The 26,792-nt window shown below is 71.3% G+C and carries 28 protein-coding genes; 27 read left to right on the top strand and 1 reads right to left on the bottom strand.

All coding sequences use genetic code 11. The annotated features are described in order from the left end of the window. Nucleotides 1-6: 6 nt before the first annotated feature. From OH807_RS18505 to OH807_RS18380, 26 genes are all read left to right on the top strand, one after another. Nucleotides 7-4,182: a phage tail tape measure protein gene (locus tag OH807_RS18505; protein ID WP_406200043.1), complete on the top strand. Its 4,176-nt coding sequence runs from the start codon at nucleotides 7-9 to the stop codon at nucleotides 4,180-4,182. Next, nucleotides 4,182-5,093 (top strand): hypothetical protein, encoded by a 912-nt coding sequence (locus OH807_RS18500; protein ID WP_406200041.1) that lies wholly within the window; start codon nucleotides 4,182-4,184, stop codon nucleotides 5,091-5,093. The genes OH807_RS18505 and OH807_RS18500 overlap by 1 nt, the downstream gene beginning before the upstream one ends. A gap of 29 nt (nucleotides 5,094-5,122) precedes the next feature. Beyond that, entirely contained in the window at nucleotides 5,123-6,046 is a 924-nt protein-coding gene (locus tag OH807_RS18495; RefSeq protein WP_406200039.1) for a hypothetical protein, read from the top strand. Further along, nucleotides 6,046-7,140: a hypothetical protein gene (locus tag OH807_RS18490; RefSeq protein WP_406200036.1), complete on the top strand. Its 1,095-nt coding sequence runs from the start codon at nucleotides 6,046-6,048 to the stop codon at nucleotides 7,138-7,140. The genes OH807_RS18495 and OH807_RS18490 overlap by 1 nt, the downstream gene beginning before the upstream one ends. A gap of 2 nt (nucleotides 7,141-7,142) precedes the next feature. After that, nucleotides 7,143-8,957, top strand: coding sequence for a hypothetical protein (locus OH807_RS18485; RefSeq protein ID WP_406200033.1), 1,815 nt, complete (start codon nucleotides 7,143-7,145; stop codon nucleotides 8,955-8,957). 115 nt (nucleotides 8,958-9,072) lie between these two features. Continuing rightward, nucleotides 9,073-9,381 carry a hypothetical protein gene (locus OH807_RS18480; RefSeq protein ID WP_406200030.1) on the top strand — a complete coding sequence of 103 codons (309 nt, stop codon included), beginning with the start codon at nucleotides 9,073-9,075 and terminating at the stop codon, nucleotides 9,379-9,381. A gap of 80 nt (nucleotides 9,382-9,461) precedes the next feature. After that, on the top strand, nucleotides 9,462-10,310 hold the full coding sequence (locus OH807_RS18475) for a peptidoglycan-binding protein (protein ID WP_406200027.1): 849 nt from the start codon (nucleotides 9,462-9,464) through the stop codon (nucleotides 10,308-10,310). 28 nt (nucleotides 10,311-10,338) lie between these two features. Then, nucleotides 10,339-10,596, top strand: a complete 258-nt coding sequence (locus OH807_RS18470) for a hypothetical protein (RefSeq protein WP_406200025.1) — start codon at nucleotides 10,339-10,341, stop codon at nucleotides 10,594-10,596. A gap of 146 nt (nucleotides 10,597-10,742) precedes the next feature. Then, the gene (locus OH807_RS18465) at nucleotides 10,743-11,303 is read left to right on the top strand and encodes a hypothetical protein (protein ID WP_406200023.1); all 561 of its coding nucleotides are present in this window, start codon (nucleotides 10,743-10,745) and stop codon (nucleotides 11,301-11,303) included. Between the two features lie 88 nt (nucleotides 11,304-11,391). Then, a complete protein-coding gene (locus OH807_RS18460) occupies nucleotides 11,392-11,610 on the top strand; it encodes a hypothetical protein (RefSeq protein WP_406200021.1) in 219 nt (72 codons plus the stop codon). A gap of 77 nt (nucleotides 11,611-11,687) precedes the next feature. After that, nucleotides 11,688-12,035, top strand: a complete 348-nt coding sequence (locus OH807_RS18455; RefSeq protein WP_406200019.1) for a hypothetical protein — start codon at nucleotides 11,688-11,690, stop codon at nucleotides 12,033-12,035. Nucleotides 12,036-12,057: 22 nt separating this feature from the next. After that, nucleotides 12,058-13,161: an AAA family ATPase gene (locus OH807_RS18450; protein WP_406200017.1), complete on the top strand. Its 1,104-nt coding sequence runs from the start codon at nucleotides 12,058-12,060 to the stop codon at nucleotides 13,159-13,161. Further along, nucleotides 13,158-13,565, top strand: a complete 408-nt coding sequence (locus OH807_RS18445; RefSeq protein ID WP_406200015.1) for a hypothetical protein — start codon at nucleotides 13,158-13,160, stop codon at nucleotides 13,563-13,565. Before OH807_RS18450 ends, OH807_RS18445 begins: the two co-directional genes overlap by 4 nt. Then, on the top strand, nucleotides 13,562-14,710 hold the full coding sequence (locus tag OH807_RS18440) for a hypothetical protein (RefSeq protein WP_406200012.1): 1,149 nt from the start codon (nucleotides 13,562-13,564) through the stop codon (nucleotides 14,708-14,710). Before OH807_RS18445 ends, OH807_RS18440 begins: the two co-directional genes overlap by 4 nt. 66 nt (nucleotides 14,711-14,776) lie before the next feature. Beyond that, nucleotides 14,777-15,790, top strand: a complete 1,014-nt coding sequence (locus tag OH807_RS18435) for a hypothetical protein (protein ID WP_406200009.1) — start codon at nucleotides 14,777-14,779, stop codon at nucleotides 15,788-15,790. Between the two features lie 82 nt (nucleotides 15,791-15,872). Beyond that, the gene (locus OH807_RS18430; RefSeq protein WP_406200007.1) at nucleotides 15,873-16,169 is read left to right on the top strand and encodes a hypothetical protein; all 297 of its coding nucleotides are present in this window, start codon (nucleotides 15,873-15,875) and stop codon (nucleotides 16,167-16,169) included. 152 nt (nucleotides 16,170-16,321) lie between these two features. Beyond that, nucleotides 16,322-16,963 carry a hypothetical protein gene (locus OH807_RS18425; protein ID WP_406200006.1) on the top strand — a complete coding sequence of 214 codons (642 nt, stop codon included), beginning with the start codon at nucleotides 16,322-16,324 and terminating at the stop codon, nucleotides 16,961-16,963. A 50-nt stretch (nucleotides 16,964-17,013) separates the two neighbouring features. Continuing rightward, nucleotides 17,014-17,679 (top strand): hypothetical protein, encoded by a 666-nt coding sequence (locus tag OH807_RS18420; RefSeq protein ID WP_406200004.1) that lies wholly within the window; start codon nucleotides 17,014-17,016, stop codon nucleotides 17,677-17,679. Then, nucleotides 17,676-17,819 carry a hypothetical protein gene (locus OH807_RS18415; RefSeq protein ID WP_406200001.1) on the top strand — a complete coding sequence of 48 codons (144 nt, stop codon included), beginning with the start codon at nucleotides 17,676-17,678 and terminating at the stop codon, nucleotides 17,817-17,819. Before OH807_RS18420 ends, OH807_RS18415 begins: the two co-directional genes overlap by 4 nt. Before the next feature lie 51 nt (nucleotides 17,820-17,870). After that, nucleotides 17,871-18,275: a hypothetical protein gene (locus tag OH807_RS18410; RefSeq protein ID WP_406199999.1), complete on the top strand. Its 405-nt coding sequence runs from the start codon at nucleotides 17,871-17,873 to the stop codon at nucleotides 18,273-18,275. 57 nt (nucleotides 18,276-18,332) lie between these two features. Beyond that, a complete protein-coding gene (locus OH807_RS18405) occupies nucleotides 18,333-19,817 on the top strand; it encodes a DNA cytosine methyltransferase (protein ID WP_406199997.1) in 1,485 nt (494 codons plus the stop codon). A gap of 5 nt (nucleotides 19,818-19,822) precedes the next feature. After that, complete coding sequence (locus tag OH807_RS18400) at nucleotides 19,823-20,266, top strand: hypothetical protein (RefSeq protein ID WP_406199994.1); 444 nt, start codon at nucleotides 19,823-19,825, stop codon at nucleotides 20,264-20,266. Nucleotides 20,267-20,566: 300 nt separating this feature from the next. Beyond that, complete coding sequence (locus OH807_RS18395) at nucleotides 20,567-21,199, top strand: hypothetical protein (RefSeq protein WP_406199992.1); 633 nt, start codon at nucleotides 20,567-20,569, stop codon at nucleotides 21,197-21,199. A 99-nt stretch (nucleotides 21,200-21,298) separates the two neighbouring features. Then, nucleotides 21,299-22,318 (top strand): N-6 DNA methylase, encoded by a 1,020-nt coding sequence (locus OH807_RS18390; protein WP_406199990.1) that lies wholly within the window; start codon nucleotides 21,299-21,301, stop codon nucleotides 22,316-22,318. After that, nucleotides 22,315-22,794 carry a hypothetical protein gene (locus tag OH807_RS18385; protein WP_406199987.1) on the top strand — a complete coding sequence of 160 codons (480 nt, stop codon included), beginning with the start codon at nucleotides 22,315-22,317 and terminating at the stop codon, nucleotides 22,792-22,794. The genes OH807_RS18390 and OH807_RS18385 overlap by 4 nt, the downstream gene beginning before the upstream one ends. After that, nucleotides 22,791-23,858 carry a DUF4192 domain-containing protein gene (locus OH807_RS18380; protein ID WP_406199985.1) on the top strand — a complete coding sequence of 356 codons (1,068 nt, stop codon included), beginning with the start codon at nucleotides 22,791-22,793 and terminating at the stop codon, nucleotides 23,856-23,858. The genes OH807_RS18385 and OH807_RS18380 overlap by 4 nt, the downstream gene beginning before the upstream one ends. Nucleotides 23,859-24,372: 514 nt before the next feature. Here OH807_RS18380 and OH807_RS18375 read toward each other — a convergent pair. Further along, nucleotides 24,373-25,158, bottom strand: a complete 786-nt coding sequence (locus tag OH807_RS18375; RefSeq protein WP_406199983.1) for a hypothetical protein — start codon at nucleotides 25,156-25,158, stop codon at nucleotides 24,373-24,375. A gap of 215 nt (nucleotides 25,159-25,373) precedes the next feature. On the opposite strand from OH807_RS18375, the gene OH807_RS18370 reads away from it, so the two are divergent. Then, on the top strand, nucleotides 25,374-26,708 hold the full coding sequence (locus tag OH807_RS18370) for an MFS transporter (protein ID WP_406199980.1): 1,335 nt from the start codon (nucleotides 25,374-25,376) through the stop codon (nucleotides 26,706-26,708). The last annotated feature ends 84 nt before the right edge of the window (nucleotides 26,709-26,792 follow it).

Raw genomic sequence — 26,792 nt, 5'->3', positions numbered from 1 at the left:
TCGGTCGTGGGCGGCGCCTACAACCTCTACGTGGCGCTCCAGGCGTCGCTCGGTGGCCTGGTCACCGGGCTTCGAGGTGGAGCGCAGGAGCTCCGCGCCTTCGACGGCCAGCTGAGCGGCACCCGTGCTGCCCTGGAGCGGGTCGAGGCTGCGGCGCAGGCACTCGGCCGGGCCCAGGTCGCCGCCGCAGCGGAGGCCACCCGTGCGCAGACGGTGGTCCGCGAGTCCGTCGAGCGGTCGGCGGCGGCCCAGAACGCCGCTGCGGTTGCCGCCGAGCGGGCCGGCCGCGCGCAAGCGGTCGCCGCCCAGAGTGCGGCGCGCGCCCAGGCGGAGCAGACGGCGGCGGTCGAGGCGACGGCCCGGGCCTCACGGGCGCAGGAGATCGCGCAGACGATGGCCGCTCGCGCGCAGGCGACGACCGGAGCCGGCGCAGCGGCGGCACAGAACACGGCAGCTGCGGCTACGGCGGCCGCGACCCGGGCCCTGGAAGCGCAGACCGTTCAGGCGGCCCGTGCCGCTGCCGCGCAGGAGGCGGCGGGCCGTGCGGCTGTCGTTGCCCAGAGGTTCAGCGCCGCCGCGGCCGAGGCCGAGACGGCCGCCGCTGCCGCAGTTGCCAGCCGGGCAGCGGCCGAGGAAGCGGCAGCGCGGCGTACGGCGGCGTCGCTGGCGGCTGTCGGCCGGGCCGAGGCGGAGGTCGCGGCGGCCGGCGCGGCTGCGGCCAGCGCGCGCGCCGAACGGCTGGCGAAGGGGGCTCTGCTTCTCACCGCGATCCTGGCGGCGGGCAGCGGAGCGGCGATCGAGCTCGAACGGCACATGGCGAATGTGCTGACGATCTCGCAGCAGATCGACAGCAGTAACGTTTCTGCCTTTACCGACCAGATCGTCAGGCTCTCCACCCGCCTGCCGCAGACCGCTTCTCAGCTCGCCGAGGGCCTGTACCAGGTGGTGAGTACCGGGTACGACGGGGCTCAGGCCATGTCGATCCTGGAGGTCGCCGCCACCGGCGCGTCCGCGGGCATGACGACGACAGAGGTGGCTGCCCGGGCGCTGCTCGGTGTGATGAAGGCCTACGGCCTGCCGGTGTCGAAGGCGTCGGACGTCATGGACGTCATGTTCAAAACGGTGGACCTGGGCGTGATCTCCTTTGAGGAGCTGGCCCAGCAGCTCGGTGATGTGGTGCCGATGGCGGCGGCGGCCGACGTTGAGTTCGACGACCTCAGCTCGGCACTCGCCGCGATCACCCTGGCGGGCATCCCGGCTGCTGAGTCCGCGACGGCGCTGAACATGCTCATGACCAGAATGATGAAGCCCACGAATGAGCTGCGGGACGCCATTCGCGGACTCGGGTACGAGACGACAGCAAACGCCATCCAGCAGGACGGTCTGTTCGTCGTTCTCAACCGCCTCAACGGCGTCACCAAGGGCAACGCCGAGGCGATCACCGTCATGTTCAAGGACATCCGGGCCGTACGGGCGTTCCTCGCTCTGGCGGCGGCCGATGGAGAGAACTACGCACAAACGTACTCGGCCATCTCGAACGAGGTCGAGCGGGCCGGGGCAACCCAGCGTGCCTACGCCATCCAGACCCAGACCGTCTCCGGGCAGTGGGCCCTTTTCCGCAACGAGTCGGTCGCGCTCGGGATGGACCTGTCGCAGGCCCTCCTGCCGACCCTGCAAGCTCTGGGCAGCATCCTGCACGTGGTGGTCGGGTCGGTCAACGACCTGCCGGGGCCCGTGAAGGCTCTCGCCGAGGTCCTCATCGGCCTGTCCGCCGCCGGTCTCCTCGCACGGGCCGCCTTCCTCAAGGCGGCCCCGGCCGTCACGGCCTTCCGCATCGCATTGGCCGAAGCCCGAGCGGGCGGCGCGGTCTTCCCCGCCGTGCTCCGCGGCGCCGGCCTCGCCGTCGGTGGTCTCACCGCCCTCCTGGCGGTGGGCATCGGCGTGTACGCGGCTTACAGCGCCAGCAAGCAGAAGGCGAAGGATGCGACGGAGGAACTGGTCGCCGCCCTCAAGGCGGAACGCTCCGAGGGCGAGAAGGGCAGCGGCATCCGGCGGCTGGCCGAGCAGCTGACGAAGGGCGACGACGCGGCGAAGCTCAAGCGCGCCGGGCTCGACCTCGCGGAGGCCGTCGATGCCGTGGCGTCCGGCGGCGCGAAGCTGGAGGCGCTGAAGAAGCAGCTCGAACAGAGCGAGACGGCCCTGTCGAAGGACATCCTCGATCGCAAGGCCGGGGGCAACGAGGCGGGCAAGTACGACACCGCGAAGAAGGTCCTGACCGAGAAGCGGAAGGTCTGGGAGGACGCCGTCCAGAAGGAGGCCGAGCTGGCCGAGACGATGAACATCGTCAACAGCAAGATCAGCAAGGCGGTCCAGGGCAACGCGAAGGCGTGGTCACTGGAGGACATGGCCCCGCTCGACAAGAACGGCGTGCCCACCTACACCGACCAGATGAAGGCGCTCGCAAAGGCTGTCGGTGAGGTGGTCGAGCCGACGGAGGCGTGGAAGGCCGCGCAGGAGCGGGCAGGGGCGGCCGCGAAGTTGAGCGGCCAGCAGATCGACCTCACCAAGGCGTCCGTCAGCGACTACACCACCGCGCTCGGCAAGCAGGTGAAGACGTACCAGGAGTTCCAGGGCGACCTGGACGAGCTCGCGCGCCGCGGCTACGGTCCGCTCGCCGACCACCTGCGGGGACTCGGCGATGCCTCCGCCGGCATGACCCACTCCCTGGTGGAGAACCTGAGGGCCGGGAAGCAGGGCGCCGCCGACCAGCTGACCGGCCTCGTGCAGGTGACGAAGGCGAAGCTGGACGACTACATGGCGGAGTTGCGCCGCCAGCTGGAGGCGCAACGCAGCTTCCAGGCGAACCTGTCCGAGCTGGCTCTGTCCGGGTACGGCGACCTCACCAGCCACTTCGCCGAACTCGGTGTCAGCGCGGCGCCCATGCTCGACGAGCTGGTGAAGCAGCTCAAGGAGGGGAAGACCAAGGTCGCCGATGAGCTCCAGGCGATCCTGGTGGAGGACGCCGCCCGGTCGCAGGCCACGTTCCAGTCCGGTCTGGAGCAGCTGCCGGCCATCGCCGCGCGCTACGGCCAGGACGTCGCGCGCGCCTGGGCGAAGGCCTCGGAGACCAACGACGTCGTCGCATTCGGCAAGGTCATGCAGACCATGGCAGTGCAGGACATGACGAAGGCGGTGAAGGACGCCACGGCGGCGGGCGCCGAGCAGATGACGATCGGCCTCGACCTCGTCACCAAGATCGCGCAGCTCAAGGGCACCGACGCGGCCGGAGCGTTCGCCAACGCGCTGCTGGCCGGCGACATTGACCGGGCCATGAACAGCTTGAAGGCCACCTGGGGAGCCAACCAGCCGATCTCCCCGCCCGACCTGACCGCCGTCGTCGGCGCGTTCAAGAGCGCAGGCCAGCAGGCGAACGGCGAGTGGACGAGCATGCTGGACCTGATCGCCCAGGTCTCCAAGACCAAGGGGACCGCCGCCGCCCAGGCGCTGACGCAGGCGCTGATGAGCGGCGACATGACCAAGGTCCAGGCGGCCCTCGACTCGATCGGGGCGTCGGTGCGCGCCATCCCGGGCTCCAAGACGATCAGCATCGACGTCAACAAGCCGGCGAGCGTCAACATCCCGGTGAAGTTCAGCTACGACGGCTACAACAGCGACGGCAGCCCGCACATCCCCGGCATGGGCCGGTGGGCGAACGGCGGAGTCGTCGACTACTTCGCGAACGGGGCGCTGCGCCCCGCGAGCGGGGAGCGGCACATCGCGCACATCGCTCCGGCGGGGTCGTGGAGGGTCTTCGGCGAGCCGGAGACCGGCGGGGAGGCGTACCTGCCGCTCAGCCCCGCCAAGCGGGAACGCTCGAAGCTCATCCTGAACGAGGTCGCGGGGCGCTTCGGGGCCACCGTGCTGTACGGCGCTGGGCGACTGAGCCCCGGCGGCTACGGGGGCGACACCGCCTGGAGCGGCCGGTCGTCCGGGCCGACGGCGGTCAAACTCGTTCCGGCCCGTCCGGAGACCACGAACGTCGTCGTGCGCGACAACGCCTCGGGACCGCTGGTCGGTTCGATATCGGTCACCGTCACCGGCGGCAGCAACCTCAGTGGTGAGCAGGTCGCCGAAGCCGTGATGCGCAAGGTCCGCCACCTCCAGAGGGGAGGGCGTGTCTGATGACCGGAGACACCGGGCACCTGGCCGACTGGCAGATCGACCTCGGCGGCATCCTGATCGGACGCGGCACCAACGTGCCCCTGCGGGACATCGAGGGCCTCGGCACGCCGGACCGGCGCTCCGGGGACCGGCCCATCCCCGGCGAGGACGGCAACTACCCCGGGAAGGACACCTACGCGCCGCGCGTCCTGCGGATCTCGGCCGGCATCCGCACGCCCGGCGATCCTGCGGCGGCGCTCGACCAGTTCGCCGCGCTGGAGCAGGCCGCCGACACCGAGGTGCGTCTCACCCCGGGCGCCGTGGACGTGCTGCGCATCCGCAGGCCCGGCGGGCCGGTGCGCCGCCTCTACGGAAGGCTGGCCGGCGTCGAGGCGGTCAGCCTCGCCGACGCCCCGTTCGGCTGGATCCCCATCCAGATCAGCTTCCTGGGCCTCGACCCGGCCTGGTGCGCGGACACCCTCTCGGGGCTCAACCTGCCGCTGGACATCTCCAACCAGGACAAGCAGGGCTTCACCGCACCGTTGCGCGCGCCGATCACGACCGGTACCGCCGACCCGGCTTCCCGGCCCGGGTGGGCTCTCAACTCGGGCAACCGGCCGGCGTGGCCGACGGTTCGCATCGTTGGCCCGGTGGTCAACCCGCGGGTGTGGATCGCCGGACTTCCGGACGCCGTCCTGGCCTTCTCGGTCGTCCTCGGCGACGGCGAGTCGCTCGACGTCGAGACGCGCCCCGGGACCCGCACTGTGATGCGCAACGGTCAGGGTTCCGCAGCGGGAACCCTTGTCCGGCCCTCCCGACTGGACCGGTTCTTCGTCCCGCCCGGCCGCTCCGAGGTCCGGTGGAGCGCGCAGGACGCCACCGGGACCTCCCGCCTGGTGCTCACGTGGCGTGACGCCGCCTCCTCCATCTGAACCCGCCTCCCACACGGAAGAAGCCCACGATGCTGATCCAGCCGCCCTTGATGGTCACCGGTGGCACGCACCCCGCCCGCGCGCTGCGCATGATGATCAGGGACCTGTCCCGCGGTTCCCAGGGGGTCACTGAGGGAGGCGACCTGCGGGTCCGCTCCACTGCCACCCCCGGTCCCGGGGTGCGGGTCGGCAACGGCTCCGCGATCGTGCGGGGCTGGACGTGGGGCCAGGGCTCCTACACGCAGTACAACAGCGGCGACCAGGTGGTGCCGATCGCCCCGACCGGCGGGACGGGCCGGACCGACCTGCTGTGCCTACGGGTTGAGGATCCCGAGTACGAGGGTTCGCGCAACCCAGCCTCCGAGGATATCGGGTACTTCCACGTCCTCCCGGGCGTGTCCGCCAACGCCTCGTCGCCGCCGCCGGGGATGACCGCGATCGCGCTGGCCCGGATCACCCAGCCGCCGAACTGCGCCACCATCACCGGCGCGATGATCACCGACCTGCGCCAGGTCGCCAACCCGCGCAGGGAACGCCGCGTTCGCACCATCGGGGGGTTCGGCTACTCGTCGATCCCCGAGGGGGCGACGTGGCAGGACTGGCCGGCGTCCGTCGGCGCGCAGGTCGGCATCGACATCCCCGACTGGGCCACGGAGGCAGACGTCGTCACCGCCCTCCACGGCCTGCGGGTGAGCGCCTCGGTCAACGTGGCCTTCCGGAACGTGCTCGGCGGAGGCCCGGGCAACGACGCCTACCTGGACACCGACGCGATGACGTTCATGTCCCGGGCGGACATCACCATCGTGGACCACTACCCGTTCCGCCCTGAGCAGCGCGGCACCACCCAGACTCTCGCGGTACAGAGCATCCGGCTCGACCCGGACGGCAACGTCGACGTCAACGGCTCAACGAGCATGCACGTGGACGTCGACTTCGTGGAGGGCACGTTCTGATGCCCGCCGCTGCCTACCGCTACTTCACGACGGACGCGCTCACCGGGGAGATCCTGGCCCACGACCTTCCGCTCTCCGGAGTCGAGTTCGGGCCCGAGCTCAACGGGCCGGGCGCGATGCGCGGGCTGCTCGCCCCGCGGTACGCCCACCTCGGACCGTCCCAGGCCGAGGCCGGCACGGTGCTGCTGTGGGCCGAGCGGGACCAGCGCCTTTCGTGGGGCGGCCTGATCTGGCGCGCGAAGCCGGAGGGCGACGAACTTCCCCTGGAGGCAGCCGGGTTCAGTTCCTACCCGGGCAGCCGACACGACCTGCACGGCAACCTCAACGGCCGCGGGCCCTACGCGGGTGTCGACCCGTGCCGCATCATCGCTGACACCTGGGCCTACCTCCAGGAGCAGCCGGACGGTGACCTCGGAGTGAGCGTCGACCTGCCGCCGGACGGTTGCCCGGCGCGGCTGGGCGACGCCGAGCACCCCTACGCCATCAAGGAGTGGGAGACGACGCCGTTGTCAGGACCGATCCGGGACGCGACCGCGCTGGAAAACGGCCCGGAGTGGACGGAGACCGTCGCCTGGGTCGGCCAGCGGCCCGACCGGCGTATCACCGTGGCCTGGCCGCGTCTGGGGACCCGCCGTGAGGACCTCCTGTTCGCCTCCGGCATCAACATCGCCAGGACCACGCCGATCACCAGCAGCGCCGACGACTACGCGCAGGTGATTCTCGCTCTCGGGGCCGGCGAGGGCTCCGCGCGGGTGCGCAGCGTCGACGCGGTCCGCAACGGTCGGCTGCGTCTGGAGCACGTCCTCGACCGGCCCTCCGTCACCGACCCCACGACTCTCGCCCAGCTGGCTCGCGCGGAGCGGGCCAGCCGCCAACAGATCAGCCAGGTCGACGAGATCACCGTCGTCGACCACCCGGCCGCGCCCATCGGCTCCTGGGCCGTCGGCGACGACGTGCAGGTGTCCGTCCACGACCAGTGGACCTCCTTCGACGGTTGGTGCCGTGTCGTTGGCTGGACTCTGCGCCCGGCCGAGGGGGACCGACCCGAGACCGCGACCCTGCGCCTCACCCGCGCCTACACCACAGGAGCCTGACCATGCCCAACGCCCTGGACGAACTCGCCGCCCGCATCGCGGCGCTGGAAGAGGCCGCGCGCGAGCAGCGCCGATCCTCCACCCTGGCCTACAGCTCCATCGACGACGGCGCGCTCACCGTCACCTCCGCGGGGAAGTTGCGTGCGGTGATCGGACAGCAGCCGGACGGTACGACCGGCGTGAACCTCGTCAACGGGCCCGTGCCGGCCATCCCGTCCAAGCCGACCGCAGCACCGACCCTCGGCGGCGTCCGCGTCACCTGGGACGGCAAGTTCGCCGACGGCTCGCCCGGCCCGATGGACCTGGTCCGGGTCGAGGTCCACGCCGCCCGGGCGCCGGGCACCGGGCCCTCGCCCGCCACCTTGATCACGACCATCGACACTCCGCAGGGCGGCACCGTCACCGTCCCGGCCAACGCCCCGGTGTGGGTCGCCCTTGTGGCGCGCACCACCTCAGGTCGGGCCTCGGCGCCGTCGGCGACTGCGACCGCCGGGCCCGCCGTGGTTGTCGCCCAGGAAGTCATGGCGGGCATTATCGGCGACCTCCAGCTCGCCGCCGGCTCGGTGACCGCCGCGAAGGTTGCCGCCGGGGCCATCGACGACCGCGCCATCGCCGAAGCCGCCGTGACCGCCGCCAAGATCGGCTTGGCCGCCGTCACCGCGGGGAAGATCGCGCAGAACGCAGTCACGGCCGGCGCTGTTGCGGCGGATGCCATCACCGCGCGAGAGATCGTTGCCGGTGCGATCACTGCGGCGGAACTCGCCGCCGGAGCGGTGACCACCGCGAGCCTGGCGGCCGGGTCCGTCACGGCCTCGCAGATCGCCGCCAACTCCGTCACCGCCTCGAAGCTGGCCGCGAACGCCGTCACGGCTTCCTCCATCGCGGCGGACGCCGTGGCCGCCGGCGCCATCGCCGCCGCGTCGGTCACTGGCCGAGAGATTCGCGCCCAGTCCATCACCACGGACAAGCTCGCCGTGAACTCGGTCACGGCCTCGCAGATCGCCGCCGGAGCCGTCACCGCCGCCGCGCTGACCGCCGACGCGATCGACGGCCGGACGATCCGGGGCGTCACCATCACGGGCGGCACCGTGACCGGCGGGACTGTCCAGACCGGTGCGTCCGGCGCCCGGGTCGTGATCCTGCCGGACATCAGCTGGCTTCCCAACGTGAAGATGCCTGCGATCCAGCTCTCCACCGGTCTCGGTACCGAGACCCAGCCGGCGATGCTCCGGGCCGACCCCCTCGCCGGCCGCCTGCTGATGAGCAGCCCCGAGTTCTCCGACGGCGGATGGGCCTACGTGGACCTCAACTCCGCGACCGCACCGGATGAACAGGGCCACATCGAGATGGGCGTAGGCAGCCCCCGGGGCCCACGGATCTGGATCGGCGGCGACAAGCGCGATGTCCAGATCCGGGTGTACTCGGCGGAGGGGGCTCAGCTCGCCTACTTCCTCACCGATCAGGGCCTCGAAGTCCAGGAGGACGACCTCGTACGGGGATGGCGGCCTGTGACCTTCGCCAACGGATGCACTCAGCTGGAGAGTTGGCGAACGGTCGGCTACCGGATGCGGCCGGACGGCCGGGTGGCTCTCCGCGGAATCGTGGCCGTGCCGGACGGGATGGCCGACGGTCTGATCGGAACCATCGACACGGCGCAGCACCGTCCCCGGGAGGGAGAAGTGTTCGCGGCCGCCACAGCCGCCGACGTGGGGGCCAAGATCTACATCCAGCCGAGCGGGGCGATCGAGGTCTGGGGCGGGAGCGGCCCGATCGGCGGATGGCTCTCTTTCGGGAACATCGAGTGGTCGGTCGACTGACCGTCTGCCGACCGTGCCATAGGATGATCGGCGGCGCGGGGGCGTCACCATGTTGGAGCATGCCGTGAGTGTTCCGCCGGCCGCAGAGCCCACGCTGTGGGAACTCCAACGCGCGTTGACGCAACTCCGTGAGGATCAGCGCGACGGAATCGCGGGGCTCCGGGATGACCTGAGGGCCGACCTCCAGGTGCTGGTGACCCGGATCGACCAAGCCGTTACCAAGGACGTCTACGCGGCGGACCAGCGTGCCCTGAACCAGCGGGTCGAAGTCACCGAGCGGGATCTTCGGGCGGAGGCGAGGGCGCGCGAGGAGACAGAGGCGCGGGCGGTCGCGACCAGGCGCTGGCTGGTCGGTGCCTTCGTCGCACCGGTCGTCGTCGCGATCATCGAGTTCTACCTGCTGTCCAAGGGCGGCGGCCCGTAGGGCACCGTGGCGTCGGCAACTCGGCCGGCGCCGACAGCAGCACAAGTCACCTGGTGCGCGGGGGAGAAGCGGACCATGACATGGCAACACCCCTCAGTGCGCAGCAGTTTCTCGACTCGCTGCGCGCCGAAGGCGTCACCGTCACCGAGGTCGGTGCCTGGCGCAACCACAACCGTGATCACAAGGGCGCGTGGGGCCCGGTCCACGGCGTGATGATCCACCACACGGCCACCCGGGGCACCGACGCGTCGGTGCAGATCTGCCGGGATGGCTACACGAGCCTGCCCGGTCCGCTCTGCCACGGCGTGATCTCGCAGGACGGCGGAGTCCACCTGGTGGGCTACGGCCGGTGCAACCACGCCGGGCTCGGCGACGGCACCGTGCTCAAGGCGGTGATCGCCGAGGGCCCGCTGCCTCCGGACCGCGTCGCGGACACCGACGGCAACGCCAGGTTCTACGGCTTCGAGTGCGTCAACGACGGGCACAACGAGCCGTGGCCGGAGGTCCAGGTCGAGGCCATGGTCCGGGCCGCCGCGGCGATCTGCCGGGCGCACGGCTGGAGCGCACGATCCGTCATCGCCCACCGCGAGTGGCAGCCGGGCAAGCCCGACCCGGCCGGCATCGACATGGACCAGTTCCGGGCCCGCGTCGCGGCCGTTCTGGGAGGCGGCCCGAAGCCGGCCCCCACGGCGCCTCCGTTCCCGGGCCGGGGCGCCTTCGGGCCCGGGCAGGTGAACGACTCGGTGCTCGCCCTCGGTGAGCAGCTGGTCCGCCGTGGCTTCGGCGGCGCCTACAGGGTCGGGCCGTCCCGCGACTGGGGCGAGGCCGACCGCCGGAACGTGGAGGCCTTCCAGAGGTCCCAGGGCTGGTCCGGTGCCGACGCGGACGGCCTCCCCGGGCCCGAGACCTGGAAGCGCCTGTGGTCCTGACGGCATTCACCACGAAGGAGGCAACACCGTGAACGTGTACCTGTCGCTGGTGCGAACCGGCGTGCCCGCGCTGGTGGGCTGGCTCGTGGCGCTCGCCGGCCGCTACGGTCTCGACCTTGACCCGGGCGCCGTGGCCGACGTCCTCGCCCCGGTCGCGGGCTTCCTGTACTACGCGCTCTTCCGCTTCGCGGAGGAACGCATCAGCCCGAAGTTCGGCTGGCTCCTCGGGTATGCCCGCCCCCCGCAGTACGAAGCGGGGAAGGCGACGCTGCCCGGCGTCCACTGAGATGGCGTGAAAGTGTGAGGCCCCCGTCCCTGCACAGGATGGGGGCCTCACGGGCCTCTTGGAAGACCGGTGATCACGATAGCAGCGGGTGCTCGGCTGTCAGACGCCTAAAGTGGTCCTCTCGGCAGGAGACTCGGAGGGCAACGGTGGTGGGACGCGGCAAGCCGTACCTGGTGGGAACCCAGGAGTTCGCGGCGCTGTACGGCGTGAAGGAGCAGATGCCCCGCCAGTGGGTGCACCGCGGCTCGCTCGCCCCGGAGACGGCGGTCGTGGTCTCGGGCCAGATGTACTGGCCGCTCGGGTTCGCCGTCGAGTTCGGCAAGACCGGGCGGGGGAAGACGCTCGACGAGGAGGTCCTGGTCCGACTGGAGCGGGAGCAGGGCCCGGGCTGGATGCCGGCGGCGCGGGAGGAGTTGCCGCCGATCCTCGGCCAGCAGGAGATCGTGGAACTCTTCCACCTGCCGTCGCAGCCGACGTTGGTCGCAGCGATCGAGAGCGGCCGGTTCGCCGCGCCGGACTGGCGTCTGGGTGGGTCCGGTGGGCTGTGGCTGCTGGACACCGTCCTCGGCGCCGTCGCCGAGCTGCAGGAGAAGGCGCGGACACTGCCGTGGGAGCCGGACCCCGAGGTGGTGACGGCCCTGCGCGAGGGCCGGTACGCCGGCCCCGGAGCCGTAGTCCTCCCTCGGGGGCGGGCCGCGAATAAATAGGGACATTAGTGTACTTAGAGGCCATTTGCGACTAAGATATAAGTACCCCACAAGGGGGATTTGCATCTGAGTCGAGAGGAATGCCCGAATGGCGCACTTTCAGATCGAAGGCAACGAAGCGGTCCTGAGGCTGGACCGCTGGGAGCTCGCAGCCGTCGGCGACGCGGTCCAGGTGGCCACCGAGGACCCCCGGAAGGGCGAGTTCGTCCACCGGCTGTCGGAGTGCCTGGACGTCGCCGCCCGCGCGCTCCCGCTGGAGCCCTGCACCTGCGGCACCGTGCACCACCCGGACGATGCCTGTGAGTGATTGGGATTGATCTTCGCGCACTCCACCCCCAAGATAGGTTGCACGACTGATGTCGATGACAACCTAGGGGGTGGGGTATGCGCGTCGACCAGGACGAGATCCCCGGGCTGTGGATCGTGGAGATCCAGCAGCCCGAGGACCTGTCCGACGCCTCGATCCAGCAGAAGTTCGAAAGCTTCCACGAGCTCAACCCGTGGGTGCTCGACGCCCTTGAGCAGCTGACGACTGACTGCGTGAGCGGGGGCTTCGGCAACGTCGGCATCGGGATGCTGTTCGAAATCCTGCGATGGCGCTACGGGCTGCACACCCGTGGCGACGTCTTCCGCCTCAACAACAACTTCCGCTCCAGGTACGCGCGTTTGCTCATCGAGCGCCACCCGGAGTGGGCCTCCGTGTTCGAAGTCCGTGCCCTGCGCGCGGCCTGAACCACACCTCTTGGAGACCACCGTGAGCGCACCAGCGCCCAACGCGCCGGCACCGTCCGGCCCGAAGCTCAAGACACGACGTCCCACCGGCATCGTCCCGTGGCCGCTGATCCTCATCGAAGGTGAGGAAAAGGCGGGCAAGACCTACTCGGCCGCCGAGTTCAGCGGGTCCGACAAGATCGGCCAGATGTACTGGATCGACCTCGATGAGGGCTCGGCCGACGAGTACGCCGCCATCCCGGGCAGCCACTACCTGATCATCGAGCACGACGGCACCTACCGGGACATCCTGGAGCAGATAGAAGCCGTTCACGCCGAGGCCCGCCGCGCGGCTCTGGCCGGGGAGCCGCCGGTCGTCCTGACCATCGACAGCGGCTCCGCGCTGTGGCGGATGCTCACCAACTGGACCCACGAACGGGCCCGGCGCACGAAGAAGAACAAGGCCTTGTTGGAGGCGGACCCCGACGCGGCGATCGACATCAGCATGAACCTGTGGAACGACAGCGTCGAACGCTGGGCCCGGGTCATGTGGCTGCTGCGTACCTTGCCCGGAATCAGCATCATCCTCGCCCGCGGGAAGCAGATCAGTGCCGTGGACGACAACGGCACCCCGATAAAGAACAAGACCGAGTGGAGGGTTCAGGCCCAGAAAGACCTTGGCTTCGACTCCACGGTCTGGGTCCGTCTGCGCCGAGACGAGGACCCGCAGATCATCGCGGCCCGCTCACTGCGCCTGCGGGTCGAGAGGAAGAAGCCGCGCCAGTTGCGCGAGTTCTCCATCGAGACGTTGGTCTTCGACATGCTCGGCTGCTCCCAGGACTCCCAGCCGAGGGTGCTGCCCGCGCTCGCCGGCGACCGCGTTCAGCCGTGGCTGGAACGGATCGCCACCGTCACCAAGCGCGATGAGCTGGCCGGCATGTGGAAGTACGTCGGCGGAGGCGACGTCGGGCTGTCGCGCCACGAGGTGCTGACGGTGCGGGCGGAGATCGAGCGCCGCGCGGCCGAGATCGACAACCCGCAGGAGGAGATGCCCGGGCTGCCGGGCAGCGACGCGGAGAAGCTGCGCGCGGCGGCCGAGCGCAAGGCCGCCGCCGGGGCCGGGGCCTCTGCGGAGGTGGGCGCGTGAGCACCAGGCCGATCAGTGAGGATCGCCTCGCGTCGATCCGGTCCATGGACCTGGCCGTGCTGTTCCCCCAGTCCGGGGCGTGGGACACGGAGACGGCGTCGGTGGTCGCCGGTCTCGTCCCGGACCTGGAGCTTGTCCTGCGTGAGCTCCTGGACGAGATCGACGCGCTGGACGACGAGCTGCTGGAGGTCGACGCCGAGAACGACCGGCTCACCAGGACCCTCAAGCGGCTGCGCCGGAAGACCGCCGAGGCCGGCGTGCGCGTACGCCCGGCCTCCGGCGGCCGGTGGAAGGTGATCTGGCGTGAGGACGGCAAGCGCCGGTCCCGGATGATGGGCGACCGCCGGCGCGAGGCGGAGGCCTTCGCCGAGTACGTGCGGAGCCGTCTGGGGGCCACGCGATGACCGCCCTGACGGCTACCCGCGACGGTGTAGCTCCCGGTGCCCCGTCCATCTGGACGGCCGCGCACAACGCCGACCGGCGCCGCCCCCGGTCCCGACAGACCGAACTCGGCGCCTCCGACACCGTCTGCTCCCGCCGTGCGGCGTACATCGTCACCGGCGCCGCGCGCACCGACGTCCATGAGGGCAGGGCCGCGATCCTCGGCACTTACCTCCACGCCGGCATGCTGGAGGACGCGCGCAAGGAGTTCGGCTGGCAGGTCGAACGGACGGTCGTGGGCGACGGCGTACGAGGCCACGTCGATGCCGTCCAGCTGGACCAGGCCACGGCGGCCCGGCTGCCGAAGGCGATGCGCCCCCTGGTCCCGGCGGACGTCGTCACCGTGGAGGACGTGAAGACGAAGTCCCTGCGCAAGTGGGACTACGTGCTGCGGTACGGGGCGACCAAGGCCGAACTGCGGCAGGTCTACCTCTATGCCGCGATTCTGCGCAAGCACGGCTTCGCGGATCTGCGAGGCCAGAAGGCGCTGGCCCGGCTCGGCCCGATCGACGTCCAGCGCATCCGCTTCCGGTTCGTGTGCCGTGACAACGGTGCAGAGCACGTCCAGGAGTTCGCCTTCGACGAGCTGGAGGCGAGCGCGGCGCTGTTCTGGGTCGACCGCGTACTCGAGGTCGAGGACCCCGAGGAGCTGCCGCGCGACCACGACGGGCCCGGGTTGGCAGCGGTGTGCGACTACTGCCCCTGGCTCACGGCGTGCTGGGGGCAGGCCGGCCCGGGTATCCCGGTCCAGACGCTGCTGGTCAAGGACGACGACGACCGGGCGCAGGCTCTGGCCGACTACGTCCGTGGGCATGAGCAGGAGACCGCAGGCAAGGCGGTGAAGAAGCTGGCTCGCGCCAAGATCGACCAGACCAAGGCCGGCACCTACGGGCCCAACTCCCTGTCCTGGAGCGGCGGGAATCCGGTCAAGCGCCCCGACGAGCAAGCCATGGTCGACCTGTACGAGGACGCCGGCGTGCTGGTGCCGATGGCGCCGGACGTGAACGCCATGGTCGCCTTCCTCAAGGGGGAGGGCATCGCCGTCCCGATGAGGGACACCGGCGCGAAGACCGCCAGGTCCATCAACGTCAGTCCGGCCCGTACCTGATCCCAGTGCACCGCCCCGGGGTCTGTGCGCGGGCCCCGGGGCTGCTCTGGCCACCCGAGGGGACCTGTGAGCATCCACCTGTTTGTCGTTGCCGGATACCTGGAGAAGGAGGTGGTGGGCGGGAGCACCCACAAGCTGGTGCTCCAGAAACTCGCCGACTCGGCGGACGACCAGACCCGCCTCTCGGCGCCCGGTCTCACCCGCCTGATCGAGTGGTCCATGGTGGAGAAGCCGACGGTGCTGACGATCATCACCGATCTGATCGGCCGTGGCCTCGTCGAGCGGGTGACGGTCGGCCGGTCGGGGCAGCGCGCCGTGTACCGGGTCTTCCCCGAAGGGGTGCCCCCGATTCCGAGCACGGAGGAGTTGGAGGCCCGCCGTACGAGGAGGGAGAGCGCCCCGAAGAACCCTCGGCTGGCGCGGAAGCCCGAGTCGAAGAAGAAGCCGGACGCCCCCGCTCGGACGCGCGCCGACGTCCAGGCGCGGGCGCAGAGTCCGCACGCGTCGGCCCCCGCGCCCGACCCGGAGGCCGCAGGGTCACCGATCGGCAACCTCAAGGCCGGCGGTTCTCGGCGCCGGAAGGGTCGAGCGCCGGGGTTGCCGGAGGGAAACCCTGATGGGGCCGGGTTGCCGATCGGGAACCCTGACACCGGGGAGCCGGGGGTTTCCCATCGGCAACCCCCGGGGTTTCCGCCGGGTGACCCCGGGGGTTTCCCCACGGAAACCCCTGTTCTTCCTGTTCCTTCCTCTTCCCTTCCTTTCCCCCCTACCCCCGCAGCTGGCGCCGCAGGGGAGTCCGCTGCGCAACCTCGCCGAGGGCAAGCCTCGGGGTGCCCGAAGCACACCCAACCGGCGGCGAACTGCCGGGGCTGTGGAACGAGCCCCCGGGCGCAGCGCGAGGCGCAGCGCAAGGCGCTGGCCGATGCCGACAGGCGCAACGACGAGGACTGGCTCCGGGCGTTCACCGAGGAGCAGCGCGAGCGGCGGCAGCGGATCGACTCCGAACCGGTCGCCGTGGCGGAGGCGTTCCAGGCGGCAAGGGACATCGCCCGGGCGGCCCGTACCCGCGCGAAACCTTGATCCAAAACCATTGACCCAGGTAGGTATGCGACTAAGATATAAGTAACGGATTCAATGGAATCCCAATCGATCGGAGGGTCGAGTGAGCACCATTCAGATTCCCCGCCGCTACCTGGTGGAGATCGCAGCCGTCAACCACAACTGCGGCGAACGCTTTCAGGAGACTGTCTCCGAGGGGCCGCTGTCGCTGCCCGAGGCGGCCGCCGAGCTCACCCGCACTGCGTATGAACTGGCCGCTCCCGCCGAAGGCGCGGTCTCCCTGGAGGTGCGCGACGGCCTGCCTGTCGCCACCTGCTCGCTCTATGACGGAGACATCGTCTTCGAGATCTCGCTGCGACTGACCTTCGGTCCGGCCGTGATCGTGCTCCTGTCACTCTAGAGATAGGTGGCACGACTCAAGTGGGGCCTTCCTGGCGATGGCAGCATCGCCGGGAAGGTCCCCTGAAGCCCGCTATCCAGACGAATCAGTTTCGTGCCTCGTCCCTAGAAATAGGTGGCACGACTTGACTGGTCTGGCCTCTTGGAGACCTGATGTCGTACAACCCGAAACTCGCACCCCGGCCCGACCACTACCGAGTGCACGACGCGCTCTGGCAGTCCCTGTACGCCAACTACGCCCACCTGATCACCCCGCTGCGCCAGAACGGCTGGGTGACCGACGTGGAGCTGTCCGAGGGCGCCTACTTCATCCGCGCCACCCTCGGCGACGGCACCGAGCTGCACATCGGTACCGCCGAGGGCCTGCCCCACGACCCGCGTGAGGTGAGGGGCTGGCTGATCAGCCGCCAGCCCGAGGGCACGAACGGGCCGGCCACCGTGCTCTACAACTCGACCGCCGACGGCGCGCACCGCAGCAACGGTGGCGAGGTCGACCCGGTGCTCGCCCGGATCGAGCGGCTGCGCTCCGCCCTCCGGCCCAGTCGCACCTACCAGGTGCTCAGCACGATCTACACCCCGTTCGGCTCGCAGACGGACGCGCACCCATGCGCGAACGCCACCGAGGCGGGCGAGGTGTTCGAGGCCCACAGCCAGAAGCTCACGGCCGAGCTGTGGACGCGCCTCTACGCGCCGGCCTGGCCGTCGGTCGAGGGCCCGGAGCCCCAGCCCGCCCTCCGCCTGTCCGTCTGGGCCCTCGGCCCCGACATCTCCGTCCTGCGGATCACCGCCGTCTGACCCCCCGGCGCCGGGCCGCCCGGCGGCCCGGCGCCCCTCTTGGAGACCCAATGAACCTCGCACCCTGGCCCCCCGGCCGCTCCTCCGACCCCACCTGGTGGCTCGTCCACGAGAAGTACAAGCACCTGATCACGCCGCTGCGCGCTCGTGGCTTCGTGGTGGACATCAAGAACGCCGCCAAGAAGAACCGGCGCATCGTCGCCGCCCTCCCCGACGGCAGCCGACTGACCATCACCACCGAGACCGGCCTCCCGCTCCTCCCCGAGAACGTCCTGAACTGGATCGTCCAACACGAGCCGAAGGGCGAGCGGGCGAGCGTCCTCGTCTACGACTCGACCCCGAGCGGGCCCGCCGCACCGGCCAGCACCATCGTGTCCCCGCTGCTGGTCGCGACGGACCAGTACCTGGCCCGAGCCGGCATCGTCGAACCGCAGTGCGACGCGCACCCTGTTGCGGTCCTCTCCAACGAGCGCGAGGGCAACGCGTTCGACGGGGCGGCGCTCATCGGCCGGTACCCCGACCAGACCAAAGCCGCAGCGTCCTACGAGTTCTACCTCGACGACCTCCGGCGAGCTGGGTTCCACAAGCTGTGGAGCCACCCGTGCCCGGACTGGCCCCGCAGCCTGTGGAACCGCGGCATAACGCTCCTCCACGCCTGGGTCGACCTGGCCGAACTCCACCCGGACGCGTACCCGGCGAACCGGGAGGCCCCGTGATCCCCCTCGGCCTGCTCGCCGCCGGCCTCCTGGCGCTCGGCCTGCTCACCGCCACCGCGATCGAACAACTCGCCTGGGAACGCCGCAGCGCATCGCGCCGCACCGCGCCCCGCAGCGCCCACCGTCGCACCTCCCGCTGATGCACCGCCCGGCCCGCCCCTCGGCGGGCCGGGCCTACCCGGAGACCTCTCATGGACGACATCAAGCAGTCCGACGGCGACGCCGTCGCTCACACCCCTAGCCACCGGCACCCCGCCCTGCGCAGCCTGCCCAGCGACATCTTCTGGGCCGTGCCCGAACTCGGCCCCAATTGGTCGACGGCCGGACTGCGCGCGCGGCGGCGCGCGCTGCCCGCACCGCTGACCCGCGCCATGGCCTACGCCCAGCAGTCGCTCGCCCGCGCGATCGGCCGTGACCGCCGGAGCGACGGGAAGCCGGCCGCCTGCCCCTGCCTGTTCGAGCACCCGGCCACCCGGGCGGCCGTCGACGAGCTGACCGCCCGCGCCGAGGCCGCCCGCCGGTCCGGCGAGGAGCACGGACAGCAGATGCGCCTGCTCCTTCTCGCCCGCGCCGCGAACTGCCCGTCCCTGCGCTGACCCACTGCTGGCTCGCCCGCCCGGGCGGGCGAGCCAGCCCATGCCTCTTGGAACCCCATGTCTCTCACCTTCACCGACCTGTTCTGCGGGGCCGGCGGGAGCAGTACCGGCCTCGTCGAGGCCGGCTTCTCGCTCGTCCTGGCCATCAACCACTGGCGCACCGCGCTGGAAACCCACGCGGCGAACCACCGCCTCGCCGATCACCTGCTCGCCGACACCAGCGGCCTCGACATGCGGCGCCTGCCGAAGACCGACGTGCTCTGGGCGAGCCCCATCTGCACCGAGATATCGCCCGCCGGCGGGCGCCGCCGCATACCCGAAGGGCAGCTCTTCCTCCTGGAGGACGGCCCCGTCGACGCGGAAGCGTTCGTCCGGACCAGGGTCACCGCCACCGATGTCATCCGCGCGGCGGAGGTCCACCGCTACTCGGCCATCGTGGTCGAGAACGTCACCGAATTCGCCACCGACTGGCCGTTGTTCAGGTGGTGGCTGGACGGCATGACCCTGCTCGGCTACAACCACCAGATCGTCTCGGCCAGTTCGGCGCACCTCGGAGGGCCCGGCAACCTTCCCGCGCCGCAGTGGCGCGACAGGCTGTACATCGTCTTCACCCGCAAGGGCGTCCGCCTGCCGGATCTCACGGTCAGCCCGCGGGCGCACTGCTTCGGGTGCGGGACCGACGTGGACGCCGTCCAGACCTGGCGCAACGGCCGCACGATCGGCAAGTACCGCTCCCAGTACGACTTCCGCTGCCCGAACACCACATGCCGGCGCGCGATCGTCGAACCGTATGTGCGCCCGGCGGCCGACGTCATCGACTGGTCCAACCTCGGCGGGCGGATCGGGGACCGGTCCAGGCCGCTCGCCGCGAAGACCATCGAACGCATCCGCCGGGGACTGGAGCTGTTCCCGGACCGGGCCTCGGTGCTCACCCTCAACCACGGCGGCCACGACGGCCGGGCCACAGCCGCAGGGGAGATGCCGCTGCCCGTGCGCTGCGCCAAGCAGGGGGAAGGCCTGCTCGTGCCGGTGGGCGGCACCTGGGCGGACAGCCCCGAGAGCACGGCCGAGCCGATGCGCACCCGCATGACGCGCGAGACCGAGGCGCTGGTGACCGTGCCGCCCTTCGTCGTGGACATGCGGCGCAACGGCACGGCGCGGTCCCTGGACGAGCCGCTGTCCACGATCGCCACCGCCCGCCACCACGGCCTGACCGTGCCCGGCGCGACCCGGCGGATCGCTCAGGACCGGGCCCGCAACACCCTGGTCATCCCGTACCGCCGCGCTGCGGTGAAGACGGCGGCCGAGCCGGTGCACACCCTCTCCACCCGCGACTCCGCCGGCCTCGCCTCGCTCGCCGAGGCGGTCGAGGACTGCCACTTCCGCATGCTCCAGCCCGAGGAACAGCTGGGGGCGCAGCGGTTCCCCGGCGAGTACATCGTCAAGGGCACCAAGGGGGAGCGGACCAAGCAGGCCGGGAACGCGGTGTCGGTCAACGCCGCCTCGTTCCTCGGCAGCCGCCTGATGGAGGTCCTGAGCTGACCTCCGTGACCGCCGCCGGAACGAGCTGGACGGACCGCGCACCGTGCCGGGGGGACCTGCGATTCGCCCCCGCCGACGGGCCGGCCGCCAGCCGCTTCGCCATGCTCGCCGACGCGTTCGAGCTCCTGGCCCTGTGCCGGGACTGCCCGGTCCGCGCCGAGTGCATCGCCCGCGTCGCGCCGAGCCAGAGCGGCTTCGACGGGGTGTGCGGCGGTCACCTCTGGCTCGACGGGCGGGCGATCGCCTCCGCGTACGGAGTCGGTCCCACGCCCGAGGAGCCCCCGCTCCAGGCTGCCTGCGGCACCCCGGCCGGAGCCCGCGCGCACTCCCGGCGTGGTGAACGGGCCTGCTCGGCGTGCCGCCAGGCGCAGCGCGACTACCAGCGCGAACGCCGCCGCCGCAAGGCGCAGAAAGCGGCGGAATTTACGGCAACTGAAATGTCGAATTAATTATTGAATTCCCCTTCGCCAGCTATTGAATAGGCGGCTATTGCGACTAAGATATAAGTATGGAATTCGGGAAGAGCCCGAACCGGAGAAAGGAAGCGGAAATGGCCTGCCCGTGCGAATGCAACCGAGGCGGATTCTGCGGCGGCTGCGGCCACGCCGGCTGCGGCGGACGTCGCCCCCGCCCCAAGCGCCGTTGACCGGCGGGCGCCCCGGCGAACGCCGGGGCGCCACCCCACCCCACCCAGCCCCTCCGCCCCGGCCCAACGGCCGGGGCGGACCTGTAAGCGAAGGACGAACACCATGAACACCCGCCCCAGCGCGGTCGAAAGACTGGCCGACCAGCTCAACCTGCCCGCCGAAGTCGTAGGACTCGGCTACCGGACGATCCGCGAAGCCCTCAAGGCCCACCGGAACAAGTACCACCCCAGCCTCAGCTCCGAGGCGTACGTGCGGATGGCGTTCGCCGACGGATACGCCGTCAGCCTGATCGCCGCCGCCTCCTTCCGGCTCCTCCGCCGGGAGGCCGACGCCGAACTCGTGGAAGCCGTCTACGGGGCCGCGCACCCCAGTGCGCCGCACCCCGCGCCGACCGCAGGGTGCGCCCCGGGGGACGCAGGCCACCCCCGGGTCCGGGCGGCCGTCGCGATCCTCATCGCCGCAGGCCTGCCCCCGATCGACTCCCCGCGCGGGAGCGGCTTCCAGGTCCTCCCCGCGGATGCCGAACTTCCCGGATGGGTGTTCATCGCCCCCGACCGCGACGCCCCGAGGCGCCCCGGCTTCGCAGGCGGAGCCGGCGGCTACGAGAACGTCCTGCGCCTCGCCGGCTGGCTCACCCGCGCCGACACCGGGACGGACCTCCTCGGAGCATGCCCGCCCGAACACGTCCAAGCCGCACTGGCCGCCCGTGACAAGGACGAACACCACCCCGCGTGATCCACCGCACCACCGCCTCGGAGGCCGGGGGCTGCCCGCGCGCAGCCCCCGGCGCCCGAGAGATAGGTGGCACGACTCAAGGCACCAGAAAGGATGAACATGGCCCTCTTGCCCGGCGCCGCCCCGCTCGTCGTACCCCGCCCCCTGCCCGCCTGGGTCCAGGCGGCACAGCAGGCCGCCGCTGAACCCCCCAAGCCCAAGACCCGCACCGGCCAGCACCGGCGCGCACCCTTCGCCAGCCACCGCGAGATCGCCAACCGCCTCGCGGAGGACGTCACCGACGCCTGGTTCAGGGCGCGAGGCGGCTCCCAGCACGCCGTACCCATCGGCGTCGTCGCCGCGCTCGCCCTGGTCGCCCCGGTCGATGAGGGCGGACCCGACCTCGGAGACCAGATCCTCGCGCTCAGCCCCGACGAACTCACGGCGATGCTGCGCGAGATCTGGGGCATCCGCTGGTGGCAGGAGCCCTTCCTGATCGAGCGCGCCCGCCCGCTCCACGACTGGCTCAACGAGGAAGAGCCCGACGCCGATCTCGCCTACGCGGCCCACAAGGTCGCCCACGCCGCGATCAAGAGCGGACTGCTCGACGTCACCGGCCACAAGGACCCCGGCCGCCGCTCGGACACCGACGTCCTCTCACGCCTCATCATGGACATGCGAAGCAAGGCCAAGCGCCTCGCGGACGGTGAGTTCCACACACCCGACCCGGTGTGCGACCTCCTGGCCAGCGTGCTCCTCGGCGGCACCCCGGTCGCTCCCGGCATGAGCCTCCACGACCCGGCCGCCGGCAGCGGCGGCATGCTCCGAGCCGCAGCCAACCACATCCGCGACCGTGGACAGAACCCGGCGGACCTCCATTGGTACGCCAACGACATCGACGAACTGGCCGTCGCCTGCTGCGCGGTCAACTCCATGGTCTGGGGACTCGGGCCCAACGTCGTCGTCGCCAAGGCCGACTCGCTCGCCGAGCCCGACTGGCCCACCCGGGCCCGTGCCGAGCGCGCCGCGATCATCGCCCACCGCAACCGCGTCTTCCAGCAGGCCGCCACCGAAGCCGCGCACCGCAAGGCGCTGCGCCTCCTCACCAACCTCACCCAACCCCAAGAAGAGGCCGCATGACCACGCCCGAACCGCCCGACGCCTACGCCAGGCAACTCGCCGCCGAACTGGCCGGCTGGGCCATCGACACCTCGATCCCCGGAACACCCGGCGCCATCTACCTCACCCACCCCGACGGCCACCGCCTCGGCCTGCGCCTCCAGCCGCACGGCCACGGCATTCAGACCTGGATCACCGCAGGACCGCTGCCCGAACTGCCGGCCGCCACCACGCCGTCCGAAGCCGCCAAGGCCCAGACCGCCCTGGACGCGCGCCTGCAGCCCGGCCGTACCTGGCACGCCGTCCTCAACCTCAGCACCAGCACGAACCCCTACAAGGCCCTGCTCACCCTCGCCACCAAGCACCTGATCCGCGCGCTCACCGTCAAGCCCAAGCACGCCGCCACCGCCCCCAAGTGGCGCGAGAAGCAGCCGCTTCCCCGAGCGCGACTGACCCGCCTGCCCAAGCCCACCACCCGAAAGGACAACACCACGTGACCAGCCCCATGACCCCGCAACTCCGTGGACCAGACGACCTCGCCGAGTACATCCCCTACGAACTCGGATACCAGCCCGAGAACAGCATCGTCCTCGCTGGAATCGCCACCGACGGCCGCATGCAAGGCATCATCAGGGTGTCCCTCCCCGACTTCAGCGAAGTCGAGCACGCCGCAACCGCAGCTCTGGCGGCGATCACGGAGGTCTACGCCGGCCACCGCGTCAAGCTGTCCGACCTCGTGATCGCGATCTACCGAGACACGGACGCGAACGCCGATCGACCGACCGTCGTTGACGCCCTTGCGCCCATCGCCAAGTTCCTGATCGAAGCCGCCAAGGAAGCCTCAATCGAGGTCCTGGAAGCCATGTTCGTGGTCGACGGCATGTGGAGCTCGTACGACTGCACCAAGCCGGCCTGCTGCCCGCCGGAAGGACGTCCGGTGCGCGGCATGGACAACCCTGGGCCGGTCGGCACCGCGATGATCGTCGCAGGCCGCACCGTTGCCTCCAGCCGTTCCGTCCTCGAAGCGAAGATCCGCCCGGCCGCCGACGCCGACACCGAAAGCTTCAACGCGGCGCTGAGCGCCGCCGCCGCCAACCCCCTCCCCGAGAGGGCACGGTACGACCTCCTGCGCGCATGCCTCGCCGGTGCCGCATCCGGGGACAGCCCCAGCGACGAACAGGCGGCCCAGCTCCTCATCGCCTTGGAAGACGGGGAGTTCCGAGACCTGGCGATGACGTACTGCGAAGCCGCCGAACGCCCTGCCGCCAGCCATCTGTGGCAAGGCCTCGCCGCACGAACCGGCGCGCGACGCCGATACCTCGCCGCCATCCCCCTGACCCTCTTGAGCTGGAACTGCTGGCTTGACAAGTCCACCACCATGGCGGTGGTCGCCCTGCGCGAGGCGCAGGCCGTGAGGCCGGGGTACCGGCTGGCCCAACTGCTGGACAAGCTGTTCATCACCGAGGGCAACCTGGCGGGGACGCTGGACGAGCTGCGGAGGGTTCGGGCGGAGTACGAGCTTGAGCAGATGGTGGATGGTCCTGGCCAAGCGAACAGCTGATCTAGGATGATCGAAGACCTTGACCCGCAGTAGCGGTCACCAACGGCTCCGCCCCCGAGCACCGGGGGCGGAGCCGTTTTGCTCCGGAACGGTGAAGCCCTGGTCCCGGGTTCGTACTCCGAAGCTGACCTGTGGGGGAGTGCCGCAGAGGTTGGCCAGTGTCTCCAGACGCGTCCCCATGGGGACGTGGTGGGGACACAAGGATCGTGAAGCCCCGTGATAGGCAGTGGTCCGAGGAGTAGTCACATGCCTGCTGACCTGCGACGGAGGGGAAGAGCGGGGACATCGGAGGATGAACCGTGAGACCTTCGGAGGCTCTTGTAAAGCGGGGGTCGTCGGTTCGAACCCGACAGGGGGCTCAGCCTCCGGTCCAGGTCAACGGGCCGGAAAACACAGAACGCCCCGGGCCACTACTGGCCCGGGGCGTTCTGACATCTCCGGGTGACAACGACCCTTCCCGCGGCGGCCGTTCAGGGCTCCGCCAGCACTGCCCGACCGGCTGCCTGCGGCGGGGTCAGTGGTGTGCCGGGCGGAGGCGGGCGAGGGTCAGGCCGGGGTGGTGGGTGGTGAAGAGTTCGGCGGCGCGGCGGTAGGAGAGGCGGGCGCGGCCGGTGTGGGGGCAGCGGTCGGCGGCCGGGGTGGTGGCGGGGGCTCGGCGGTCGGTGAGGAAGAGCGGGCCGGTGGTGCGGCCCGCGAGGAGGAGCGGGAGCAGGCGGGCGGTGCCGGCCCGCCAGTGGACCGGCGGGGCCGAGGGGTGGGTGCGGCGGCCCGGGAGGTCGAGGTCGTCGGTGTCGAGGGCCAGGGCGGTCTCGATGGTGGCGCCGCTCTCGTGGAGCAGGTGCCAGAGCGCCTGTTCGCGCAGCGGTGCGCGGCGGGTGAGGACGGTGTGCAGCTCGTCGGGGGTCAGCGGGGTGGTACCGCCGGTTTCGGGGAGGGGGAGCGGGCGGAGCCCGGCGGTGGGGTCGGTGCGGATCCAGCCCTGGGTGCGCCACCAGGCGATGGCGGCGCGCAGGGTGGAGAGTTCGCGGTTGAGCGTGCGCGGGTCGGTGACGGCGGTGCGGTGGGTGACGGCGGACCGGAGGCGGGTGGCGGCGTCGGGGTGGTCCAGCAGGGCGAGTGGGAGGACGGGCGGCCGGGCGCGGCGGCGTTCGGGGCCGGCGGGGGCGGGGCGGTCGGCCAGTGCCCAGGCCCAGGTGTCGAGGGCGATCCGGTAGATCCGCCGGGAGGCGGTGCCGAGCGCGGCGGCGGTCAGGTAGCGGTCGACGGCGACGGCGTACTCGACCGGTGGGCGGGTGGTCATCGAGGTCTCGCCTTCCCGCAGTAAATGAGCCTCTCAAGCTTTCTCGAACAGGTGAAGGGTAGCGCTTCCGATCGCAGTAAACAGCAGGTGGAAGCCGTTAGTTGGGGGTATTTACTGCGGCTGTCGAGAGATCGGAAAGAATTGATGGCTCAAGGCTCAAGTTTTCGCCGAAAAGCCTTGAGCGGGGCTTCGGGGCGAGGGCAGACTTGCGGCCCATGGCAGTGGAAACGGAACGGATTCCGGCCCGCCGGCAGCGGCTGGGCAATCGGCTCGCCGTGTTGCGCGAGCGTGATGTCAGGTGGTTCTTCCTCGGGTACGCGACGTCCTTGCTCGGTTCCTCGATGGCGCCGGTGGCGGTCGCCTTCGCGGTGCTCGGTGCCGGCGGCGGCGGAAGCGGGCTCGGCTGGGTGATGGCGGCCCGGATCCTGCCGATCGTGCTGGTCATGGCGGCCGGCGGGGTGGCCGCCGACCGGCTCGGCAGCAGGCGGGTGATGCTGGTCGCGGACGTGCTCCGCTGCGGGGTGCAGGGGCTGTTCGCGGTGGCCCTGGCGACCGGGCACGCGTCGGTCGGGGTGATGGTGGTGCTGGTCGCGCTCTGGGGGTTCGGCGAAGGCGTCTTCCTCCCCGCGCTGGGGGCCCTGGTGCCGGCGCTGGTGCGGGACCGGGCCCGCCTGGCGGACGCCAACACCCTGCTGGGGCTGGCGCGTTCGGTGGCCACGGTGGCCGGTCCGGCGGCTGCGGGGGTGCTGGTGGCGGTGTCCGGTCCGGCGGCGGTGCTGCTGGTCGACGCGGTCACGTACGGGGTCGGCGCGCTGGCGCTGGTCCGGCTCCGGGTGGCCGCACCGGCGGAGCCGGGGGCGGGGGGCTCGCTCCTGACGGATCTGCGCGAGGGGTGGTCGGAGTTCCGGTCGCGGCCCTGGCTCTGGATCACCACGCTGCAGATGGGGTTCTTCAACCTGCTGGTCTGGGCGCCGTTCCTGGTGCTCGGACCACTGACCGCGCAGCGCTCCCTCGGGGGTGCGCGCGGCTGGGGCCTGGTGATGGGGGTGTACGGGGCCGGCGCGGTGCTGGGCGGCCTGCTGATGCTGGGCCGCCGGCCGGCCCGGCCGCTCGCGGTGGCGACCGTGGCGACCTTCGGCTGGGCGCTGCCCTCGGCGGCGCTCGCGGTGGGTGCGCCGCTGCCCTGGACGGCGGCCGCGGCGCTGGTGGCGGGGGTCGGGTCGGCGGTCTGCGGCGCGCTCTACGCGGCCACCATGCAGGCCTGGGTGCCGGCCGAGGTCCTGGCCCGGGTCACCGCGTTCGGCGGGCTGGGGGCGTTCGTGCTCGGGCCGGCCGGTCTGGCGGCGGCCGGCCCACTGGCGGACCGGGTGGGTACGGCGACCGTGCTCGGCTTCGGCGCACTGTGGCAACTCGCCGCCGGGGCAGTGGTGTTGGCCGTCCCGGCGGTGGGCCGACGGCGCTGGGAGCAGCTGCCGGGGCCGGCCCGGGGCGGTGCGGCCGCTGCGGACCGCGTCCGGCCGGACCACCCCGGTGACCGGGCGCCCCGGTGACCGCCGCCGCGGGTGCCGGGCCGTTGCCCCGCCGCGGGCGCACGGTGGCCGGGGCGGTCGTACGGTGGAGGGAGTGCGGGGGCG

This window comes from Kitasatospora sp. NBC_01560 (assembly GCF_045208415.1).
GTDB lineage: Bacteria > Actinomycetota > Actinomycetes > Streptomycetales > Streptomycetaceae > Kitasatospora.
This window is presented reverse-complemented; position numbering and strand designations above follow the sequence as displayed.

Excerpts from the sequence above, each read along its gene's own strand:
- OH807_RS18475 (WP_406200027.1), top strand. The coding sequence starts at position 9,462 with ATGGCAACACCCCTCAGTGCGCAGCAGTTTCTCGACTCGCTGCGCGCC.
- OH807_RS18485 (WP_406200033.1), top strand. The coding sequence starts at position 7,143 with ATGCCCAACGCCCTGGACGAACTCGCCGCCCGCATCGCGGCGCTGGAA.
- OH807_RS18425 (WP_406200006.1), top strand. The coding sequence starts at position 16,322 with ATGTCGTACAACCCGAAACTCGCACCCCGGCCCGACCACTACCGAGTG.
- OH807_RS18500 (WP_406200041.1), top strand. The coding sequence starts at position 4,182 with ATGACCGGAGACACCGGGCACCTGGCCGACTGGCAGATCGACCTCGGC.
- OH807_RS18495 (WP_406200039.1), top strand. The coding sequence starts at position 5,123 with ATGCTGATCCAGCCGCCCTTGATGGTCACCGGTGGCACGCACCCCGCC.
- OH807_RS18440 (WP_406200012.1), top strand. The coding sequence starts at position 13,562 with ATGACCGCCCTGACGGCTACCCGCGACGGTGTAGCTCCCGGTGCCCCG.
- OH807_RS18420 (WP_406200004.1), top strand. The coding sequence starts at position 17,014 with ATGAACCTCGCACCCTGGCCCCCCGGCCGCTCCTCCGACCCCACCTGG.
- OH807_RS18455 (WP_406200019.1), top strand. The coding sequence starts at position 11,688 with ATGCGCGTCGACCAGGACGAGATCCCCGGGCTGTGGATCGTGGAGATC.
- OH807_RS18385 (WP_406199987.1), top strand. The coding sequence starts at position 22,315 with ATGACCACGCCCGAACCGCCCGACGCCTACGCCAGGCAACTCGCCGCC.
- OH807_RS18405 (WP_406199997.1), top strand. The coding sequence starts at position 18,333 with ATGTCTCTCACCTTCACCGACCTGTTCTGCGGGGCCGGCGGGAGCAGT.
- OH807_RS18460 (WP_406200021.1), top strand. The coding sequence starts at position 11,392 with ATGGCGCACTTTCAGATCGAAGGCAACGAAGCGGTCCTGAGGCTGGAC.
- OH807_RS18410 (WP_406199999.1), top strand. The coding sequence starts at position 17,871 with ATGGACGACATCAAGCAGTCCGACGGCGACGCCGTCGCTCACACCCCT.
- OH807_RS18370 (WP_406199980.1), top strand. The coding sequence starts at position 25,374 with ATGGCAGTGGAAACGGAACGGATTCCGGCCCGCCGGCAGCGGCTGGGC.
- OH807_RS18390 (WP_406199990.1), top strand. The coding sequence starts at position 21,299 with ATGGCCCTCTTGCCCGGCGCCGCCCCGCTCGTCGTACCCCGCCCCCTG.
- OH807_RS18375 (WP_406199983.1), bottom strand. The coding sequence starts at position 25,158 with ATGACCACCCGCCCACCGGTCGAGTACGCCGTCGCCGTCGACCGCTAC.
- OH807_RS18395 (WP_406199992.1), top strand. The coding sequence starts at position 20,567 with ATGAACACCCGCCCCAGCGCGGTCGAAAGACTGGCCGACCAGCTCAAC.
- OH807_RS18490 (WP_406200036.1), top strand. The coding sequence starts at position 6,046 with ATGCCCGCCGCTGCCTACCGCTACTTCACGACGGACGCGCTCACCGGG.